Raw genomic sequence first — 17,608 nt, forward strand, 5'->3', positions numbered from 1 at the left:
TGATTTTAGGAGAAGGAAGAGCCGCATCCGCAGGAGCGGTGGGAGTTGGGATTGATGAAGTTGAAGCCCTGCTTCATCAGCGACTGCTCGTAGTCGAGTGTCATGCCGTGCAGGTAAACAAAGCTTTTAGGATCGACGAATAGACGGACACCGTCGAACTCATATACCCGGTCTCGCTCGCGAGGACGCGTGTCGAACTTGATGCTGTAGGAAAGACCGGAGCATCCGCCACCCAGCACGCCGAGGCGCAAACCGCCCTGTTCCGGGGAAATGCCTTCCTTATCCATGCCGCTGCGGATTTTATCCAGAGCGCGGGGAGTTACTTCGATCCCCTTCGCAGCGCCTGTCGGCTTTGCAGCGGAGGGAAGCGGAGCTTGCTCCTGCTGGGGAGCGCCCGGGGCCTGGATTGTGACAAAGTCCTGCATTTTCTTCTGCTTTCCTAAAACCGCAGAACCCACATGCCAGTAGTTTTGAGGCGATGCGGGCTCTGCCGTGATGCAAACTTAGTGTGCGGCGACCGCAACTGCTTCTGCAGCTTCGGCAACGCCATTTTTCTTCTTCCAATCACCGATGGCGGCGCGGATTGCGTCCTCAGCCAGAACCGAGCAGTGAATCTTGACCGGCGGGAGAGCCAGTTCCTTCACGATGTCGGTGTTCTTGATTTCCAGGGCTTCGGAAACAGTCTTGCCCTTGACCCACTCGGTCGCGAGCGACGAGCTGGCGATGGCAGAGCCACAGCCGAAGGTCTTGAACTTGGCTTCTTCGATGATCTGCGTTTCCGGATTCACACGAATCTGAAGGCGCATGACGTCACCGCACTCCGGTGCGCCAACTAGGCCGGTGCCAACTTCATCGGAGCTCTTGTCCATCTGGCCGACGTTGCGGGGATTGTTGTAGTGATCGATTACCTTATCGCTGTAAGCCATTGGGTGACCTCCTCAGGTCGTTAACTACGGTTGCAAACCTTACTGACATTCTGTTGGATGAAGAAAACCACATACAGGATGCTGTTTGAGCAGCATCCCGGTCAAATGCGCCTTAGTGAGCCGCCCATTCAATCTTAGTCAGGTCGATGCCTTCCTTGACCATTTCGTAGAGCGGAGACAGCTCGCGAAGTTTCTTGACGATGCTGATGACCTTGTCTGCCACGTAATCCACTTCGGCTTCGTTGTTGAAGCGGCCCAGACCGAACCGGATCGAGCTGTGCGCTACATCATCGCCCAAACCCAGTGCTTTCAACACATACGAGGGTTCGAGTGTGGCCGAAGTGCAGGCCGAACCGCTCGAAACCGCCACATCGTTGATGCCCATCAGCAGGCTTTCGCCCTCGACGTAGACAAAACTCATGTTCAGGTTGCCGGGCAGATGATGCTCCATGTTGCCGTTGACCTCGATGTAATCGAGCTCAGCTTCGAGCTTCTGGCGGAGGTGATCGCGCATCTTGGTCAGGCGCGCTGCTTCGGCGGCCATCTCCTGGCCGGCGATTTCGCAGGCCTTGCCCAGACCGACGATGCCGGGCACGTTGAGCGTTCCGGAACGCATGCCGCGCTCGTGGCCGCCGCCGTCAATCTGCGCCGAAATCTGCACCCGGGGGTTGCGGCGGCGAACATACAGCGCGCCCACACCCTTTGGACCATAGAGCTTGTGCGCCGTCAGCGACAGCACGTCGATGTTCATGGCGTTCACGTCGATCGGAATCTTGCCCACAGCCTGCACACCGTCGGTGTGGAAGATCACACCCTTCTCGTGGCAGAGCTTGCCGATCTCGGCGATCGGCTGAATAACGCCGATTTCGTTGTTAGCGGCCATGATGGAGACAAGAATGGTCTTGTCATCGATCGCGCGCTTCAGGTCTTCCATGTCGATCAGGCCATCGGCCTTCACCGGCAGGTAGGTCACGCGATAGCCGTACTTTTCGAGGCGCTTGCAGGTATCCAGAACCGCTTTGTGCTCGGTGACCTGGGTGATGATGTGGTTGCCGCGCTCCTTGTACATCTCGGCAATGCCCTTGATGGCGAGGTTGTTGCTCTCGGTTGCGCCGGAGGTGAAGATGATCTCGCGCGCCGAGGCTCCAATGAGCTTTGCGATCTGCTCGCGGGCGTGTTCGACGGCCTGCTCGGCGTCCCAGCCGAAGGAGTGATTGCGGCTTGCCGCATTTCCGAATTTCTCGGTGAAGAAGGGAATCATGGCTTCGAGTACACGCGGGTCCATCGGACTCGTCGCGTGGTTGTCCATGTAGATGGGCAGGGTGACGCCTGCTGGAACTTCAACGTTGGTAGTGACTGTGCTCATACTCTTCTCCACTTCAAACCTGCTGTTGCGAGCCTGACCGGTCGCCGGCGGCTCTCCAAAACTTTCCTCTGTCAGCTAACCGCGCGGGAACAGTCACCAGCAGCGGAAAGATACCCTAAAACTTTCATTACATGGTGAGTTGCAGCGTCACCAATTGATGTAATTGCGCGGCGCGTGTCGACGCCGTTTCGTGATCGACCAGATCATATACAGAGATGCTTTTCAACACTGCTGCGATGCTCTCATTTACGCGAGCCAGCGGTTCCTTCACCGTGCAGTTTGGTTCCACGTCACAGGATTTCGCGCCTTTGACACACGAGGTGATGAAAAGCGGCCCATCGATGGCGTGAATGACCTCAAAGGCGGTGATGCTGGGAGATGGCTTGGCAAGCCCGTATCCGCCATTCATGCCGGCATGCGACTTCAGAAGTCCCACTTTGGCCAGCCGCTGCAGCACCTTGGCCAGCAACTGCGCGGGAATGCCGTACGTGTCGGCAATATCCTTGGCGCTGACCGACGGCGTCTCGGGGTGCTCAGCAAGGTACTTGAGCGCCATCAGGCCGTAATCCGCTTTCTTGGTGAGCCTCAGCATAAAGTGCGACCCCTATGGTCCTATATTAGTGTACGTCTACTTTGACTACGAATTCAATGGCCTGCAAAGATAATCACAGCCTGCCGCCAACCCGGATTGATGGGCTGGAACCGTGGTTTTCAGCCCAACGTATCAATTCCTGAGGAATCTTTCTCAAAACTCGGCTGTGCCCACCAAAACTTGCTTTGACAAACTGCCAAGGCTCGGTACAATCTGGCGGAAAGGCCTCCTGAACAAAACGGTCAAAACCCTACATGGCGAGTCCCTGCAAACATCCCAAAGTCCGGATCGTCTCTCGCACGGAAGATGCGGAGTACGTCGAATGCGTGGAATGCGGAGAGGTCTTCGACTCCGATGAGTTCCGCGATATGGAGATCGAAGAAAAGGGCAGTGCCGTTCAGGAGCCGGATGCGGAATAAAACCTGAACTTCCCTCAACGATCGCGCTGGAGCTCGGTGATTACGGCCGCCCCTGCTGATCTCGGCCAGATGGGCCGGTGGGCTCGGAGTTGATCGCCACGCCTATCCGCTGCGAAGCTACCCAGGCGTAATGAAAGCCGGAAACGACGGTCAAGCAGATCGTCGCGTCCAGCACAGCGACCCGCGCCGCGACGACCCACGGCTGTGCGTAGAACTGGCTGAGCAGCACAACTCCGATTGCCAGCACCTGGCAGAAGCTGTTCGCCTTACCCAGCAGGGAAGGATGGAAATCGCGCAGGCTGGTTGTCGCGTAGAGAATCACCGCCACCAGCAGCATTCCCAGGTCGCGGCCAAAGACCATTACGGTGACGCGAGGCTCCAGGATGCCCATGTGCGTGAGCACCAGGAAGAGCGAACTCAACAGAAGCTTGTCCGCCACTGGATCGAGGTACTGGCCCAGCATCGTGCGCTGCTCGAGCCAGCGCGCCAGCAGTCCGTCCATGGCATCGGTAAAGGCGGCAACGATGAATAGCCCAAAAGCCAGCCCGAACCGGCGTTCCAGTACAGCCACAACAAGAAATGGCGCAAGGCAAACCCGGAGCAGCGTTAGGAGATTCGGCGCTGTGCGCAACGGATTGACCCGCCGCACTGACGCGACGGCGTGCATGTTCAAACTGGTGATATCTGGGCTGGTACTCATCACCAAGCATGTTAACGCAGTATGACAAGGGCTGCCCATCTTGATTTCCAGCAAGAAGTTGAAGAGTTATCCAGTCCTCTCCATGACTGTGAACCCTTCCCTCTTCTGTCAATTTCTTGCCAGTAAAGTCCAAGACTGGAATGTGCATGCAGCGCTTCCTGCGCAGTGCTTTCCCTGCACACGGCCACCTGCCTCCAGGCCAGGCTTCCCATCCTTGGATGGCACAACGCGGCCAGCTTCTGTGCTTGTCCGAACCATGCTCCTCTGAAGGAGGGAACTCAGAGGCCGTGATACCAGGAATTTGGTCCGCAAGCGAACTTGCTGCTAAACTAAAAAGGTTGAATTGCAGGCGCGTAGCTCAGTTGGTTAGAGCGCTACCTTGACACGGTAGAGGTCAGGAGTTCGAGTCTCCTCGTGCCTACCATATTTCTCAATAACTTACAGAAGTTGCTTCGGACGATTTGGTAGCATTTGGTAGCAAATCTCCAAAACCTTGTTCGGAATTTCCTCCCTTCTTGATCATCGCGTAGACCGATCCGACCATCGTCTTCACGCTTTCCGGTAACTCCTGCATGTACTCGTTGGCGGTGGTATCAGCCTTCGCATGCCGGAGGTGCGCTTGGATGTCCTTCACTGACCCCATGCTCTGAGCTTGTGTTGCCATGGTGCGGCGCAGGATCTGGAAGTTGACCTTCGGCACTCCCAACTTCTCCGCCAAGGGCATAAGGACGCGATTGCGGTAGTTCTTTGTGTCTAGAAATCCTCCCCGAGTATTGGGGAAGATGAAAGAGTCCGGTCGAGCTTTTGGATTCTCACTCTTCCAGAGACGAAGTTCCTCCGTGAGCGCGGGTGGAAGGTGTACGTCGGTTAGACTTCCGTCCGTTTTGCCATACGGCCGGATATTTCCCTTGTACACGGTTTCGGTGATCGTGAGGGTCTCCCTGTCATCAAAAGAGCGCCAGCGAAGAGCGAACAACTCGCTGGGTCTCAGAGCTTCGGTCAAGTCAAGAGTTACGATAAGCCTGTCTCTTCTGCCCAAATGTCTGAGTGCTTCCCAGATCTGTTCCCAGGTGAGAACCTGTTTGTCTTTCGGTCGGAGATTTTTGGGGACCTTCAGCTTCCGGCTCGGATCCTTCAAAAGGAACTCTTGCTCTATAGCTTCGTCGAAGATGGACATCAGGTAGGAACGAGCCTGTTTGACTCGGTCCTGGGACATCCGTTCCGCCAGATCATTCAGGTGTCGTTGCATCGTGAACCTGTCGAGCGAGTCGAGTGGATCTTTTTCGAATTTCGCTAGCAGGTCTTGCTCGATCTGAATGATCTTCACTTTCGCCGTCTCCGGTCGCCAATCTCCCTCACGAAGAGGGATGTAGCGCTCACGAACAAACCAGCCGAAGGAAACGGTTCCATCTCGCAGAACAGTACCTTCGGGAACCTGCTTTGTTCGCTTCAAGATTTCAGCCCTTAGCGCGGTTCGCGCTTCGGACTTTGTCATCTTGGTTTTCAATTCGAGGCGAACGCATACCGGCTTGGCCTCAGTCTCCTCTGTCGTAGGATTGAGTCGCTCTTGACGGAAATACCCATACCAGCGCTTCCCGCGTAAGACCACCCATCCCGCCTGGTGCGATCTACCCATTGGTTTCTCGTTTTCTGTGGGGGAAAACAGTGGGTATTTTCATTTTATCGGCGTTTGCGACGCAGGACGGAAAGCCGTTCGCGTTCATTGACGAATTCTTCAATCTGGCTAAACCTGTACCGCAAGGTGCCATCACCGATTCGAATAACGGGCAGGTACGGGGCTTTTCGAGACGAATGATCCCAGACCCAGTCCTTGGTTACATTGAGCCGTTCGGCGACGTCATCAACAGTGAGAAGAGGATCTGTCTGTGCAAGCATTGAGGCCATACATCATCTCCGTTTCGTCAATAAACACCGGCAGGTGATGCCGATTAGAAACAGCGTGTCGTGTCAAGCTAACGACGTCCAATACTTCGCATTTATCGGCCGATAATCGACAGTTATCGGGCTTTGCATCTTCTAGATATTTCGAAGGTTAGTCAGCAATTGTGACGAGCGGGCATACTCGCCCCGCGTCAGTCTTGGCGTAATTTTGGCCGAAACGCATAACTTTTATTGCGCCTTCGGTTGCCCGCTGGCAAGATTTCCACAGGCGGATTGTGGATTTCCGTCCCTAAACGCATCGCTCTTGGTTGTCTGAGTTGGAGGGCTATGTACGATTGGGCTGAATTTCGTCATTTCCGATATTTGCTGAAGATTCTTGAGAAGCGTGGTTTTCGACCCGCTGCAGAAGAACTCTTTACATCGCAACCGAACTTGACGGTGCAGGCGCGACAGTTTCAAGACAACGCTTCAGTGCACCTTTTTCGTAAAACGAAGAGTGGTCAAATCATTCCGACGAAAGCCGGCATGGCCTTCATCGTTCTCGCCCGCAGCTTACTTGAATTTCGAGATGAAGTGATTGACGCAATCGTGGCCATCGAACGAGAGGAGATCAACGCAATTCGCTTAGGCTCGACGCCTCTCGTAAATGAGAGTGTATTTCGCGGGTTGTGTAAGCTGCACAAGGAAGTTCTGCCTGAATGTGTTGTAAGGCCAACACACGGTGACACTAATCAACTCGCTCAGGAAGTGCTATCAGGTCTCGTCGACGCTGCGATCGTTACTTTGCCTCTCGCAAACCCAAACTTGCACATTGAAGAGCTTAGACGGGAAAGAATAGTCGTCTGCCTGAGAAAAGATCATCCGCTCGCTGCGAAGGCTGCAATCCAGCCTTCGGATCTTGTCGATAATCTGACAATCTTCTACCATCCGCAGCGTCATCCGGATGCCCACAAGAGGCTCATAGAACTCCTGAGTGATGTGGGGATTTTTGTAGAGGACTTTTCACGTGCGTCTCATCCGTCGGAGCTGCAGAGTTTGGTCCGCGAGGGGCATGGTCTCGCCCTCATTCGCGAGGGGACGGTGCTGATCGATGGCTTGGTTTCCCGGCCAATCGTTGGCGTCGATTGGACAGTCGACACTGCCATCATCTATCGCAAAGACACTTACCCTAGGAACCTTCCTCCGCTGGTAAGAACTCTTAAGCGACAAATCATGAAGGCTGATAGAAAAACGGCGCTTTCCCTAGTCCATTCGGCTCAGAGTGTTGTCACGAAAACAGCGGTTGAACCGGCAGAAAGGACGCCGGTTCAGTTGTCTTTTTCAGAGGAAATTGTCTGATTTCACGATGGATAAGCGGGACCGATAATCCCGAATTATCGGCCGATAAATAGGAAGTATTAGACGCAAAAACAAACTTGCCAAATGATCGTTGCATACCCCGGCTGAGACCAGTCGGTGGAGGTGCCGATGCTTTGCAAGAGCCGCTTCACTCTCTACAGGAATACCGTCAGCCGTGATCTCTTCGTCTCCTTCTACAGACGAGTGAGACACCTTGCCTTCACCCTTCAACTTAATCGTGCTGTCCGTTTCATTGGGCCGACGATTGTCGCGCTCTCCTTTGCGGGAGTAGCTCACGCACAAGGAACCATGGACTTCTCAGGTGCCCAAACGTTGATGGGCACATTCAAAACCTTCGCGATTTATGCGGGTGCCGTTATCTGCTTCGGCGGTCTGATCTTCGCCGGAATAAGGATGCTTAGCGGTCGTTTTCAAGATGCTATTCCAGGACTCTTCGGTGCGCTGTTCGGTGCCGGAGTGCTCGGCTGGGGTGCTGGTTGGATTGGCTCCCTAACCGGACAGTCGATGTAGGAGGTGCATCGACATGACCAAGCGTGGAGAACCGTTACCAATCAATGGCGCACTGAACCGACCCAGGACCAAATTAGGTCTCGAACTGTCAGCGTGGATGTCCATTGTTTTCGTCACGGTGACGGTTTTCCTCGCTGGTTTCAAATGGCTCGCCATTTTCGCCTTCCCAGCATTGCTGATCGGTGCATGGCTGGTCGTCCGTAAACACCCAAAGATGTTTCAACTCTGGACCTTGAGCCTGAAGCAAAGGAGCTACTATGACCCGCGCAAATAATGCACCGTGGTTTACCACGGCAAGAGCTGCGAGTGGAATCATGCCGATCTCGCACTTTGTCGGGGACAGTATTTTTGCGCTCAAGGCTGGTGGCTATGGTTGCCTGTTCTCGTTGGCAGGAATCGACATGGAGAGTCGAACAGATGAAGACTTGGACGTTCGTGTCCGTGGCGTCCAAGCCTCTTTACGCGGTCTACCGCAGGGTGCTTGCCTCTACCAGTACACCCGCGTTATGGCCGGCTTCGATCTTCCTAGGCAGGATGTTTATCCAGATCCGATCACCGAGGTTTTCGCAAACGATCGCATTGAGTTCCTCAATCGAACCGCTCGATTTCGCAGGATCGACCTTCACTGGTGCCTCACGATCGAACCGGATACCAGCAAGCTGCTTAGTCGCAAGCCGCAGGAGCAGAGACGAGCGACCGATCATCAACTACTCGAGCTCGAAAAGGCGGCCATCATCCTTGAATCGCACATGAGCGATTCGATCGGCTTAAAGCTTCTCAGCAAGCAGCAAGCTTTTCAGTTCTTCAGCCATCTTTTCAACCTTGAGGAGTGGGCTTCAGGGGTTCATCTTCGGTCAGACGCAGGCGTTGACAGACAACTGGTTCAATCACCGGTTGAATGGCATAGCGACTACCTCCGGATCGGACGCCGCTACGTCCAGATGTTTCCACTGATGAATACGCCGGAAATATCCCGGCCGGGTCTCTTCACGAATCTGATGGAGCTTGATTGCGACAGCATCCTATGCTCGGTTTGGCGACCTCAACCCGATCACGCGACCCGCAAGGAAGTCACAAGTCAGGAGAAGTTTCTTGAGTTCTTCAAGCTCTCACCCTTTCAGCGACTGATGAGCGGGAGGAATACCGCACCGCTCGAAGCGACAGCAACGGCCAAAGCGGTTACAGGGAATGTAGACAATCTCGCTGAGGTCGTTTCGTCGCTCGACAAGTTGAGCCAGGGCGACTATGCACTGCGCTTGCTTTTGTCGGCAGGCTCCGCCGAGGAATTACGTGCTGCAACGCCAGCAGTTCATCGCCTCTTTGTGGATGCTCGCGCTCCGATCATGGAAGAGACCTACGGCAATCTCTCTGCCTTCTACGCGATGTTCCCTGGCAACCGGCAGTTCAATGTCTATCCCCTCTGGCTGAGGGAAGATCATCATGCCCGGCTCTCCAGCATCTTTGCCCCACATCTCGGTAACCTTCATTCGGACGACCTCGACGCGGAGTATCTGAACATCTTTGAGACCCGAACACGGACGCCCTACTTCCAAGATGCGTATGTGAACGGCGTACGGGTGCAACTCATCATCGGGCCGACGGGCACAGGCAAGAGTGTTCATGCGAATCAGATGTTGAGCCTGGAACAAAAGTATGGTGGCTTCACCTTCATTTTTGATATTGGAGGCAGCTACGAAAGCGTTGTCGAACTCTATAAGGGCCGCATCGATCGGGTGGGAAAAGATGGACCACACATCAACCCATTTGCACTGGAACCGACAGAAAGCAACGTAGCTTTCCTCCACTCATTCATCAAGCTCTTGCTTACGAACTCCGGCGCGACCATTGGACCTGAAGACGATGACGATGTTTTCAAGTCTGTCAAAGGAATCTACAACCTGCCGCAAGGGATGCGCAGGCTTGGAAATCTTACTCTTCCCAAGCATCTTGATCGGTACATGGCGAAGTGGAAGGATCACGGCGTCTATCATGCGATCTTTGATAACGCCGAGGACAGCCTGCGTCTGTCTCGTCTGCAGTGCTTCGATTTCCAGGGTGTCAACAACAAGCAGTATGCCGATCTGATCGAGCCCCTCATGGTTTGGATCCTGCGTCGCATCGACGAGATCGTCTACGATCCGCAAAACCTAGGTGTGCCGAAGCATGTCTTGATTGAAGAGATCTTCTCGAACATGAAGAACAAGCAGCTGCTTGAGGGTGCCCTCGCTTCGATCAAGACAGTGCGAAAGCACCTTGGCGGCGTAACGCTGATAGGGCAATCCGCCAACGATCTCGGAGAGAACGCAGATTCGATTGTGAACTCCTGCACGTCGTTCTTGTTTCTTCCGGACGCTACGTTCAACCGCAAGTTCTATGGCGAGTTATTCAAGCTCTCTGTGCATCAGCTCGACCTCTTCGAGAGCCTGCGTCCGCGCGAAGGGCTCTATGTGCGTCGAGACGGGATCACAAAGGTCATCACACTCAATCTTGACGCTCGAAGTTATGCAAAGTTTTCGACCAAGCCTAAGGACAAGGTTCGGCGTTCGAAGCTGGTCGAGATGTACGGACTTCATGAAGGCATCGAGCGTTTCGCCCAAGGCGAAAGTGCTTAGCAAGGTTCCACAAACATTGTTCTAGGAGGATCAGGCATGCATCTACGCACCTCTATCCTTATCGCCACCCTGGTAGTTCCAGTGGCGACCTACGCTCAAACTTCCCATCTCGAACCGAACGCTCCACGCACCGTTGTCATTGCAGACGGGTCGGCACCTCCCGTGGTTCGGGCCGGTCTGCTGCAGTCGACGCTCATCGAACTGCCGGCTGAAGAGAAAGTCGCGACGGTATTTGGTGGCGACACTGTCAGTTGGGTCATCGATGCAGGGCATGTGGCTAGCCGCTACGTATCCATCAAACCGAAAATTGCGGACAGCTCGACCGACCTCCATATCGTGTCTGACCACAACAACGAATACACGATCGAATTGCGAGAGATCTCGAGTGATAAGGATAATCCTCATTTCGATTCGAAGATCTACGTTTCATCGAGCGATCCAAAGGCTGCGGAGAACATCGTCAAAGCGCCAGTCTTCATTCCTGCTGCCGAGGCTGAGGCTAAAGAAGCGCAATTGAAGAAGGAGGCCGAAGACGCTCGAAAGGCTGCGGAGGCAGAGCACAAGTCCGTTGCCACGGCAATGGAGACGTTTAAGGCCAGTTATCCGGGTACTCTGCGGTTCGATTACGTGTGGGACCAGAAAAAGGGGACCTTGCTTGGGATCGAGCAGATATGGCGGGATGACAAGTTCACCTACTTGCGAGGCAAGTTCCAGGAAACCCCTGCACTCTATGAACTGAAGGATGGCAAAGGCTCGCTCATCAACTATGACTTTGCCAATGGCTTGTACACCATTCCGAAGACTGTGGCGCAGGGCTATCTGTCGATCGGCAAGCAGCGTGTGGACTTCCGACAGTCCAAGGCGGGGAACTAGCCATGGCAGAGACACCCATTACTCCCCCAGCAACAGTGCCGGAGCAGCCCCAGGCATCGGCACCAATCAACAAGAAGCAGCCGTTGCTTATCCTGCTCTTCTTCATTTTGCTTGTCTTCGTCATATCGAGCGTTGTGAACGCAGGAAAGAAGGCATTGCCGGCCAAGAGCCAGATGACGACTCGCCCCGCTGTTGCGAATCCACAACAGGTCAACACATTCGAAACCCAGCAAGAACAAGTCGCGAAGAAGGACCAGGAAGAACAGCAGCAACGTGCCGCGACCGCTGCGTTGCTCGCACAGCTTCAGCCAGCAGAGACCCCAGGTCCTGAGTCGCCGAATGCACCGCCGATGACGGCTGCGCAACGGGCGGCTCTCTATGGATCGAACAATCCGGACGCGCCGCAAGCAACCTCGCAGATGTCTGAGCGCCAGGCTGAGAGAAAACAAGCGGCGCTTGCACGGGAGAAGCAACATCAGGATGCACTGAACAGTGGCACACTCGCCGTAGACTTCTCACGGACGACGGGCGAAACTGCGCCACCAGAGGTCTCCGCCGCTTCTATGCCTGCGCCGAAACCGGCTGCGAACGGTCAGCAGGGCGAGCAGAGTCCGGCGTCGAAGTCAGAACCGGAGGCAGCCGTCGCCCTCAAGTCTGATTCGAAAGATGCGATCGATAAGTATGACTTCGATGATTACGATGGCAAGCTCTATCGAGTCTTCGAAGGGAGTGTGTTCGAGGGAGTGGTCACCAACCATATTGACGGCGGCCTGTCCGGGCCCATTCTGCTTATGCTCACGACGGACTACTACTCGCACGACCATCAACAGCTCTTGTTGCCCCAGGGGACAAGGTTGGTGGGCAGCGTTCAGGCCGTCAATTCAAGTCAAGCCCGGAAGATGGTTGTCTCGTTCCATCGTGCGATCTGCCCTGACGGCTTTTCGGTTGACCTGAACAAGTTTGCGGGTCTCGATCCCCTCGGCACTACCGGCCTCGCAAGCAAAGTCGACAACCGCTATTTTCAGACCTTCGCTGTAGCCGCAGCGATTGGCGGATTGGCAGGTCTGGCGCAAGTCGGAAATAACAACATTCTCGATCCTTCGGCCCAGATACGGAACGGCATTACGTCCCAATCGAGCGAAGAGGCCGAGCAGATCCTGAATCACTTTCTCAATCGCCTTCCAATCATCACGCTCAAGGAAGGTTCTCGGGCACGGGTCTACATTGGCCGTGACCTCCTCATCCCCTCCTACGCCGAACACCGCGTCGAACCCGCAATCTGATCAAAAGGAGTTCATCATGCAACGACTTATCAGAAATTGGATTGGCCCGTTAGTGGCCGCTCTCCTTGCCCTCACCGCCCTGCCTGGTCACGCCCAGTTCGGCGGGACCTTTGTCGACCCTGTGCAATCAGGTCATGCACTGCAACAGATTGCTCAACAAGTGAAGGACAGCGCTACCTGGCAGCAGCAGCTTGCCAACACGATCAAGCTGCTAGCGACCGCTGACAAGGATTATCTGCAGGCAGTCACGACGTACAACTTCGTCGATGTGCTGGTCAGCTTCGCCATGATTCGAGCCGTCGCAGCCGCCTTCATCTTTGTGTGGTCGGGATTTCTAGTGGCCTTCCTACAGCAGACCTTCAACGGGGACTACTCACTCCCCATGTGGATTGCAAACCTCTACGGAGTCATTGCCATCTTCATCGCTTTCATCCTGAATATGACGATGGTACCGACAATCACGCAGACGCTCTTTGGCGGTGGATCGGGTGCTGCTGGACGGGTCATGCAAGTCGCTGAAGCTCTGATCGTAAGGGCTGCGGCTATGGGGGCGTAATGCTTACAACGATTCATTCCTATTTCGCCGTTCCGGGCCGGCTCCGATTTATCATTGGCTGGCTAGCTGAGTTCCTATTGTTCCTCGTGCAGATTGCTGTACTCGCTCTTTTGGCCTGGGCAATCTACGGCCTCGTCTTGCAACGCGGAGGACTTCTGAATCCGCAACCACACCAACCCTTTTCACCAGACTTCATCACCTACCATCCGCATCGGATTGTCGTTCCAAGGAGGCAACGTGAAATCTGAGAGCTTAACATCGGACCAGATCCTGCTAACCGATGAGATTGCCAATGAGAAGTATGTTGGCTTCTATGCTGAACGCAAACTAAGCCGACTGGTGATCGCGGCAGGGAGCGTACTTCTTGTCGGCTCGTTCGGAGTGATCGTTGCACTCGCCCATCGGCCCGTCCAGAACCGCTACATTCGGATTGACGAGATGGGTAAGGCGACCGCCATTCAGTATTCGGATCTGGCCTACTCGCCCCGAGAGGGCGAGGTCCGAACCTACCTTACCGATTGGGCCAACTATCGATACACAATCAACCGGGAGACCATTTCGAAGAAATACCCAATGAACTACTACTTCTTGTCAGCCCAACTCGCCAACCGTTACATGGCGGATGACAATGCAATGCACCTGGTCTCGCAGGTCTTGGCAAACCAGATTGAACAGAACGATGTTGAGATCGATGGAGTCACCATCACGTCGATGTCGCAAGAGACGATTAAAGACTCGGCCGTAGCCCGTGGGACGGCGCTTGTGAACATCACGAAGATCTATTCACCTCGGAACTCCCGTCAGCCGCGTAAGGAGCACTGGACGCTCTCCGTTACTTACTACCTAAACCCGGCTCAAGTCAGCGTTGCAGCCCAGAGCTATCCTCAGTTTGAAACCATCAATCCGCTCGGTCTCACGATTACTGAGTTCCATGAGAATCGATTGTCTGTAGAACCTATCGAGCCTTCCGCTTCGCCTCTGGACGCGACAACTCCTGCGGGAATCATTCCTGCCGTAAAGGCGGTGAATCGATGAGCTGGGATCTTGTACTCGGCTTCTTTCCGGAAGAGATGCAGAGGCTCATTCTCGACACCACGATTTCTGACCTCATGATCAACGGCACAACCGGCATTTTTGCGGATCGAAATGGCGTGGTTGAACCGATACCTCTCGCTTGCGCTTTGACCACAGAAACTTTGCTCGCAGCGACCCAGCAGATTGCTCGGAAGCTTGGCCAGAACCTATCAGACCAGAACCCCATTCTGAACACTCGGCTCCCGGACGGATCACGTGTTGCTGTCGTAGGACCTCCGGCATCTATCCATGGCGTTACGATGACAATTCGCAAGTTTAATCACTGGTATACGTCGGATCAATTGATCGCATCCGGCAGTCTTCCTATCGGTGTTCGTGACGTCGTCATCGAAATGATCCTCGAGAAGAAGAATGGCATCATCAGTGGAGGAACCGGTTCGGGCAAGACAACCTTGATGAAGGCATTCCTGGATCACATTCCTTTGCATGAACGGCTATGCATCATTGAACAACCTGCGGAGTTGAAAGTGTTACATCCAAATGCAGTTCGATGGGAAGCGGTCGAAGCAATTCCCGGCCAGGTTGCAATCACTCCAAGCGAGCTCTTAGCGGCGGCGCTACGTCATCGTCCGGATCGCATCATCATGGGAGAGATTCGGAATGAATGCGGTTATGACCTGCTTCAGGCGATGAACACCGGGCATGGTGGAACTCTGTCCACCATTCACGCAAAATCGGCTTGGGACGCCCTGAATCGCCTCTCCAACCTGGCCCTGAGTGCACGGGCCAACCTGAATCATGCCTTCATACGCTCCGAGACTGCAGAGGCAATCGATTTCGTTTTGTATTGCGAACGAGACCAGACAGGCCGGCGTCGAGTCCGCGAGCTTGTGAAAGTAAACGGCTACACCCATGCGGACCAAAGCTTCCAAACGGAGGACATCTATCGTGCTCCCGCCGCCTAAAGGCTGGCAATCCAGCTAGAGAATCGAATCCGAATCCGAGGTCACTTCGATGTTCCGATATGCCGATATTCCGGCTGTACAGCCCAACTCGTCTCTGAAAGCGCCCAGCGTGCCGATTCCGAGCTTTCGAGGCCGCAACAGAGGGTACTCGAAGCCGTCTCTAACCGGGCTTCATTGCACTCGAATTATGGCTGCGATGCCAACGACCTCAAGTAGCCGGGAAGGGAAGTGTGACTTCGGTGCATCGAGGAGTCTTCCGTCCCGTATCCCGTCCTCTACTCGGGGTCACGCTTCGGGTCCTATCCGGCGCCCTGCGGCTCGGCGTCGTTCTGCTTCGCCTAACCACCCCAACAAGCCAACAACAGGCTTGCCGGGGACCCCGATTACAGCGCCCCTGTGGGGTCCCGGGACCTCCCAGAACAAGTTTGAAAGCTGCGGCAAAGAGCACCGCTCAAACTTCTTCCGGGCCCCTCCAGGAAAGCACTCCTTGGCACTTGGGAGCCGGGCCCACTCGCTCACCTGCGTGAAGGGTGACCCGAGCAGGATACGGGAAATTCAACGAAACGGAGATCACCACCATGTACCAGAACAAAGTCACCCTCATCGGCTTCCTCGGCAACGACGCAGAGGTTCGTACCAACAACGATCGCAGCCTCACCACACTCTCGCTCGCAACCAAGAGCTCTTACAAGAAAGACGGCAAGTACATCGAGCACACCGAATGGCACCGTTGCGTTGTCTTCGGCAAGCTCGGAGAGTTCGCCGGCACGCTCAAGAAGGGCGCTCATATCCAGATCGAAGGCGAGTTGCGCAGCCGGGAATACGAGCCCAAGAAGGTCGGCAAGAAGCAACCGGAGAAGAAGACCATCTGGGAGATCCGGGTGAGCTCGATTCTCAAGCTGGATCGGGCCGCCAAGGCCAGCACCGAAGACCAGGAGCAGGAAGATGCTCCGCAGGAGGAAGCGGCCGCATAGGCCGCTTTCTTTCCCTTTAACGGAAGCTCGGCGGACGCCGGGCTTCCACTACTGTCGAGGGTCTTGCAATGAACCTGAAATCAGCCCACGAGTTCCTGACCCGATGCTTCTCTCCTGAGGAGACGATCGCACTGCTCTTGCGGAATGAGAATCCGATGAAGGTTACACAGCGAATCGTGAGGCTCGAAACCGTGCTATCGCGACGCTATCTCGCTTGGCTCGCCCATGAGAATGCTGGCGGAGCCAACGTCTATGTCGCTGCCAATCCGCTCCGTGCCGGCAGTCGGAAGAGGACGAAAGAAAACATCGATTTGGTCCGACATCTGTATATTGATCTCGATACCGATGGAGACACCTGCCTGGCTGCGATAAAGGCGTCAGCTGGCGTACCCGAGCCCAGCGTGATTGTGTCGACCTCGCCTGGGAAGTATCAGGTGCTTTGGCAAGTCGCAGGATTCGACTTCGAGCGCCAAGAGACTATCTTGAAACAGCTCGCCATTGCGTTCGGCGGCGATCCGGCTTGCACGGACCGTAATCGAGTTCTAAGAGTCCCTGGCTTTTTCAATCGCAAGTACGATCCTGTGCACCTTGTCACTGCCGAATATCTCTGTGAATCGGTGTGGACTCCCGCAGATTTTCAGATTGATCCTGTCGCTGTCGGTGCCATGCCGTATCGGTATGCGACTGGATCACAAAGGCAGCCAGGAAAGCACAGTAATTCCGAAACCGATTGGGCTTGGGTTTCGCATGAGCTTGCTCACGGTACGGATGCCATGAAAGTCACGCGAGAACTGGCTTCTCGCCGATCCGACAAACCCAATCCTCTCTACTATGCGCAACGGACGGTTGACATAGCGTCGGCCCGATTGTGGCTGGCCGAAGGGATCCGCATTGACGATGTCGTGACCATGCTCGAAGTTCGCCGCCGCTTTGAGATTGCACCCTCACTTTGCTCTGCTCGTGCGCACGAGATTGCGCGCACAGCACAGCGCATGGTTTCTCGCAGAAGAATCGCTTGATTCAACACTTAAAGGAGAATCGAATGCCTCTACTTGAAGTAACCCAAACCCGTCAGATAAGTGCTTCCATCCGGTTGACCGATTCAACCGCAACTCAAGTCGATCAGTATGCCGCGTTCATCCATGCATCTGCGGATGATGTGGTGGAGCAGGCACTGGCTTATGTTTTCTCGAAAGATCGCGACTTCCAGGACTATCTGAAGACGCCGGAAGCGCGGCATGTTGCATCGACGCTTCGTATCCGGAAGGCTCCTGCTCTGGATGCAACGGAGGCACCCGCAAAGAAGCCTGCAAATGCTACGCATTCGCAGTTGCAAACCCCGGCTGGTGTGGGGGGATCGAAGGCATGATCCCCCGCCCAAATCTGTAGCAACGCCACGACGGTGCTGCGCACCGGAAGAATATTGACACTTGATCCCTTCCAGGGTGGTGTTTTGCAAGGTCAATGTTTCCCGGCGAAAACATCTTTCGCCACAGCGACTTAGAGGGATTCCGTTTCCGCCCGGAAACACCTTGT

At 54.8% G+C, this 17,608-nt stretch carries 20 protein-coding genes and 1 tRNA gene; 14 read left to right on the forward strand and 7 right to left on the reverse strand.

Going from position 1 to position 17,608, the window contains the following annotated elements; genetic code table 11:
* Positions 1-5: 5 nt before the first annotated feature.
* The 4 genes from AC5S27_RS03925 to AC5S27_RS03940 form a co-directional block, all read right to left on the reverse strand.
* The gene (locus tag AC5S27_RS03925) at positions 6-425 is read right to left on the reverse strand and encodes a HesB/IscA family protein (RefSeq protein WP_493933272.1); all 420 of its coding nucleotides are present in this window, start codon (positions 423-425) and stop codon (positions 6-8) included.
* Positions 426-503: 78 nt separating this feature from the next.
* Positions 504-926 carry a Fe-S cluster assembly scaffold IscU gene (gene iscU, locus AC5S27_RS03930; RefSeq protein ID WP_493933273.1) on the reverse strand — a complete coding sequence of 141 codons (423 nt, stop codon included), beginning with the start codon at positions 924-926 and terminating at the stop codon, positions 504-506.
* A 112-nt stretch (positions 927-1,038) separates the two neighbouring features.
* On the reverse strand, positions 1,039-2,292 hold the full coding sequence (locus AC5S27_RS03935) for an IscS subfamily cysteine desulfurase (RefSeq protein WP_493933274.1): 1,254 nt from the start codon (positions 2,290-2,292) through the stop codon (positions 1,039-1,041).
* Between the two features lie 127 nt (positions 2,293-2,419).
* Entirely contained in the window at positions 2,420-2,884 is a 465-nt protein-coding gene (locus tag AC5S27_RS03940; protein ID WP_493933275.1) for an RrF2 family transcriptional regulator, read from the reverse strand.
* Positions 2,885-3,138: 254 nt separating this feature from the next.
* Here AC5S27_RS03940 and AC5S27_RS03945 point away from each other — a divergent pair, with 254 nt between their 5' ends.
* Entirely contained in the window at positions 3,139-3,303 is a 165-nt protein-coding gene (locus AC5S27_RS03945; RefSeq protein ID WP_493933276.1) for a hypothetical protein, read from the forward strand.
* A gap of 40 nt (positions 3,304-3,343) precedes the next feature.
* On the opposite strand, the gene AC5S27_RS03950 is transcribed toward AC5S27_RS03945, so the two are convergent.
* On the reverse strand, positions 3,344-4,003 hold the full coding sequence (locus AC5S27_RS03950; RefSeq protein WP_493933277.1) for a CDP-alcohol phosphatidyltransferase family protein: 660 nt from the start codon (positions 4,001-4,003) through the stop codon (positions 3,344-3,346).
* 347 nt (positions 4,004-4,350) lie between these two features.
* Between AC5S27_RS03950 and AC5S27_RS03955 the strand changes: the two genes are divergently transcribed.
* A tRNA-Val gene (locus AC5S27_RS03955) sits at positions 4,351-4,427 on the forward strand.
* 6 nt (positions 4,428-4,433) lie between these two features.
* Here AC5S27_RS03955 and AC5S27_RS03960 read toward each other — a convergent pair.
* Positions 4,434-5,639, reverse strand: a complete 1,206-nt coding sequence (locus AC5S27_RS03960; RefSeq protein WP_493933278.1) for a tyrosine-type recombinase/integrase — start codon at positions 5,637-5,639, stop codon at positions 4,434-4,436.
* A 44-nt stretch (positions 5,640-5,683) separates the two neighbouring features.
* Positions 5,684-5,908, reverse strand: a complete 225-nt coding sequence (locus AC5S27_RS03965) for a helix-turn-helix transcriptional regulator (RefSeq protein WP_493933279.1) — start codon at positions 5,906-5,908, stop codon at positions 5,684-5,686.
* 324 nt (positions 5,909-6,232) lie between these two features.
* Here AC5S27_RS03965 and AC5S27_RS03970 point away from each other — a divergent pair, with 324 nt between their 5' ends.
* The 12 genes from AC5S27_RS03970 to AC5S27_RS04025 all read left to right on the forward strand — a co-directional run bounded on the left by AC5S27_RS03970 (position 6,233) and on the right by AC5S27_RS04025 (position 17,441).
* On the forward strand, positions 6,233-7,243 hold the full coding sequence (locus AC5S27_RS03970) for a LysR family transcriptional regulator (RefSeq protein ID WP_493933280.1): 1,011 nt from the start codon (positions 6,233-6,235) through the stop codon (positions 7,241-7,243).
* A gap of 129 nt (positions 7,244-7,372) precedes the next feature.
* Entirely contained in the window at positions 7,373-7,774 is a 402-nt protein-coding gene (locus AC5S27_RS03975) for a hypothetical protein (RefSeq protein ID WP_493933281.1), read from the forward strand.
* Positions 7,775-7,787: 13 nt separating this feature from the next.
* Positions 7,788-8,048, forward strand: a complete 261-nt coding sequence (locus AC5S27_RS03980; RefSeq protein ID WP_493933282.1) for a VirB3 family type IV secretion system protein — start codon at positions 7,788-7,790, stop codon at positions 8,046-8,048.
* Entirely contained in the window at positions 8,032-10,386 is a 2,355-nt protein-coding gene (locus AC5S27_RS03985; protein ID WP_493933283.1) for a VirB4 family type IV secretion system protein, read from the forward strand. The genes AC5S27_RS03980 and AC5S27_RS03985 overlap by 17 nt, the downstream gene beginning before the upstream one ends.
* A 36-nt stretch (positions 10,387-10,422) precedes the next feature.
* On the forward strand, positions 10,423-11,259 hold the full coding sequence (locus AC5S27_RS03990; RefSeq protein WP_493933284.1) for a TrbG/VirB9 family P-type conjugative transfer protein: 837 nt from the start codon (positions 10,423-10,425) through the stop codon (positions 11,257-11,259).
* Between the two features lie 2 nt (positions 11,260-11,261).
* Positions 11,262-12,542 (forward strand): TrbI/VirB10 family protein, encoded by a 1,281-nt coding sequence (locus tag AC5S27_RS03995; RefSeq protein ID WP_493933285.1) that lies wholly within the window; start codon positions 11,262-11,264, stop codon positions 12,540-12,542.
* Positions 12,543-12,558: 16 nt separating this feature from the next.
* Positions 12,559-13,098: a hypothetical protein gene (locus tag AC5S27_RS04000; protein ID WP_493933286.1), complete on the forward strand. Its 540-nt coding sequence runs from the start codon at positions 12,559-12,561 to the stop codon at positions 13,096-13,098.
* A 237-nt stretch (positions 13,099-13,335) separates the two neighbouring features.
* On the forward strand, positions 13,336-14,133 hold the full coding sequence (locus AC5S27_RS04005; RefSeq protein WP_493933287.1) for a VirB8/TrbF family protein: 798 nt from the start codon (positions 13,336-13,338) through the stop codon (positions 14,131-14,133).
* On the forward strand, positions 14,130-15,098 hold the full coding sequence (locus AC5S27_RS04010) for a TadA family conjugal transfer-associated ATPase (RefSeq protein ID WP_493933288.1): 969 nt from the start codon (positions 14,130-14,132) through the stop codon (positions 15,096-15,098). The genes AC5S27_RS04005 and AC5S27_RS04010 overlap by 4 nt, the downstream gene beginning before the upstream one ends.
* A gap of 578 nt (positions 15,099-15,676) precedes the next feature.
* Positions 15,677-16,072 carry a single-stranded DNA-binding protein gene (locus AC5S27_RS04015; protein ID WP_493933289.1) on the forward strand — a complete coding sequence of 132 codons (396 nt, stop codon included), beginning with the start codon at positions 15,677-15,679 and terminating at the stop codon, positions 16,070-16,072.
* Positions 16,073-16,140: 68 nt separating this feature from the next.
* Entirely contained in the window at positions 16,141-17,091 is a 951-nt protein-coding gene (locus tag AC5S27_RS04020; protein ID WP_493933290.1) for a RepB family DNA primase, read from the forward strand.
* A 23-nt stretch (positions 17,092-17,114) separates the two neighbouring features.
* Positions 17,115-17,441, forward strand: coding sequence for a hypothetical protein (locus AC5S27_RS04025; protein WP_493933291.1), 327 nt, complete (start codon positions 17,115-17,117; stop codon positions 17,439-17,441).
* The last annotated feature ends 167 nt before the right edge of the window (positions 17,442-17,608 follow it).

Source organism: Acidicapsa borealis, assembly GCF_059115245.1.

What these genes read in the sequence shown, in the direction of transcription:
- AC5S27_RS03925 (WP_493933272.1), bottom strand. Translation starts at nt 425, where the DNA reads ATGCAGGACTTTGTCACAATCCAGGCCCCGGGCGCTCCCCAGCAGGAG.
- iscU (WP_493933273.1), bottom strand. Translation starts at nt 926, where the DNA reads ATGGCTTACAGCGATAAGGTAATCGATCACTACAACAATCCCCGCAAC.
- AC5S27_RS03935 (WP_493933274.1), bottom strand. Translation starts at nt 2,292, where the DNA reads ATGAGCACAGTCACTACCAACGTTGAAGTTCCAGCAGGCGTCACCCTG.
- AC5S27_RS03940 (WP_493933275.1), bottom strand. Translation starts at nt 2,884, where the DNA reads ATGCTGAGGCTCACCAAGAAAGCGGATTACGGCCTGATGGCGCTCAAG.
- AC5S27_RS03945 (WP_493933276.1), top strand. Translation starts at nt 3,139, where the DNA reads ATGGCGAGTCCCTGCAAACATCCCAAAGTCCGGATCGTCTCTCGCACG.
- AC5S27_RS03950 (WP_493933277.1), bottom strand. Translation starts at nt 4,003, where the DNA reads ATGAGTACCAGCCCAGATATCACCAGTTTGAACATGCACGCCGTCGCG.
- AC5S27_RS03960 (WP_493933278.1), bottom strand. Translation starts at nt 5,639, where the DNA reads ATGGGTAGATCGCACCAGGCGGGATGGGTGGTCTTACGCGGGAAGCGC.
- AC5S27_RS03965 (WP_493933279.1), bottom strand. Translation starts at nt 5,908, where the DNA reads ATGGCCTCAATGCTTGCACAGACAGATCCTCTTCTCACTGTTGATGAC.
- AC5S27_RS03970 (WP_493933280.1), top strand. Translation starts at nt 6,233, where the DNA reads ATGTACGATTGGGCTGAATTTCGTCATTTCCGATATTTGCTGAAGATT.
- AC5S27_RS03975 (WP_493933281.1), top strand. Translation starts at nt 7,373, where the DNA reads ATGCTTTGCAAGAGCCGCTTCACTCTCTACAGGAATACCGTCAGCCGT.
- AC5S27_RS03980 (WP_493933282.1), top strand. Translation starts at nt 7,788, where the DNA reads ATGACCAAGCGTGGAGAACCGTTACCAATCAATGGCGCACTGAACCGA.
- AC5S27_RS03985 (WP_493933283.1), top strand. Translation starts at nt 8,032, where the DNA reads ATGACCCGCGCAAATAATGCACCGTGGTTTACCACGGCAAGAGCTGCG.
- AC5S27_RS03990 (WP_493933284.1), top strand. Translation starts at nt 10,423, where the DNA reads ATGCATCTACGCACCTCTATCCTTATCGCCACCCTGGTAGTTCCAGTG.
- AC5S27_RS03995 (WP_493933285.1), top strand. Translation starts at nt 11,262, where the DNA reads ATGGCAGAGACACCCATTACTCCCCCAGCAACAGTGCCGGAGCAGCCC.
- AC5S27_RS04000 (WP_493933286.1), top strand. Translation starts at nt 12,559, where the DNA reads ATGCAACGACTTATCAGAAATTGGATTGGCCCGTTAGTGGCCGCTCTC.
- AC5S27_RS04010 (WP_493933288.1), top strand. Translation starts at nt 14,130, where the DNA reads ATGAGCTGGGATCTTGTACTCGGCTTCTTTCCGGAAGAGATGCAGAGG.
- AC5S27_RS04015 (WP_493933289.1), top strand. Translation starts at nt 15,677, where the DNA reads ATGTACCAGAACAAAGTCACCCTCATCGGCTTCCTCGGCAACGACGCA.
- AC5S27_RS04020 (WP_493933290.1), top strand. Translation starts at nt 16,141, where the DNA reads ATGAACCTGAAATCAGCCCACGAGTTCCTGACCCGATGCTTCTCTCCT.
- AC5S27_RS04025 (WP_493933291.1), top strand. Translation starts at nt 17,115, where the DNA reads ATGCCTCTACTTGAAGTAACCCAAACCCGTCAGATAAGTGCTTCCATC.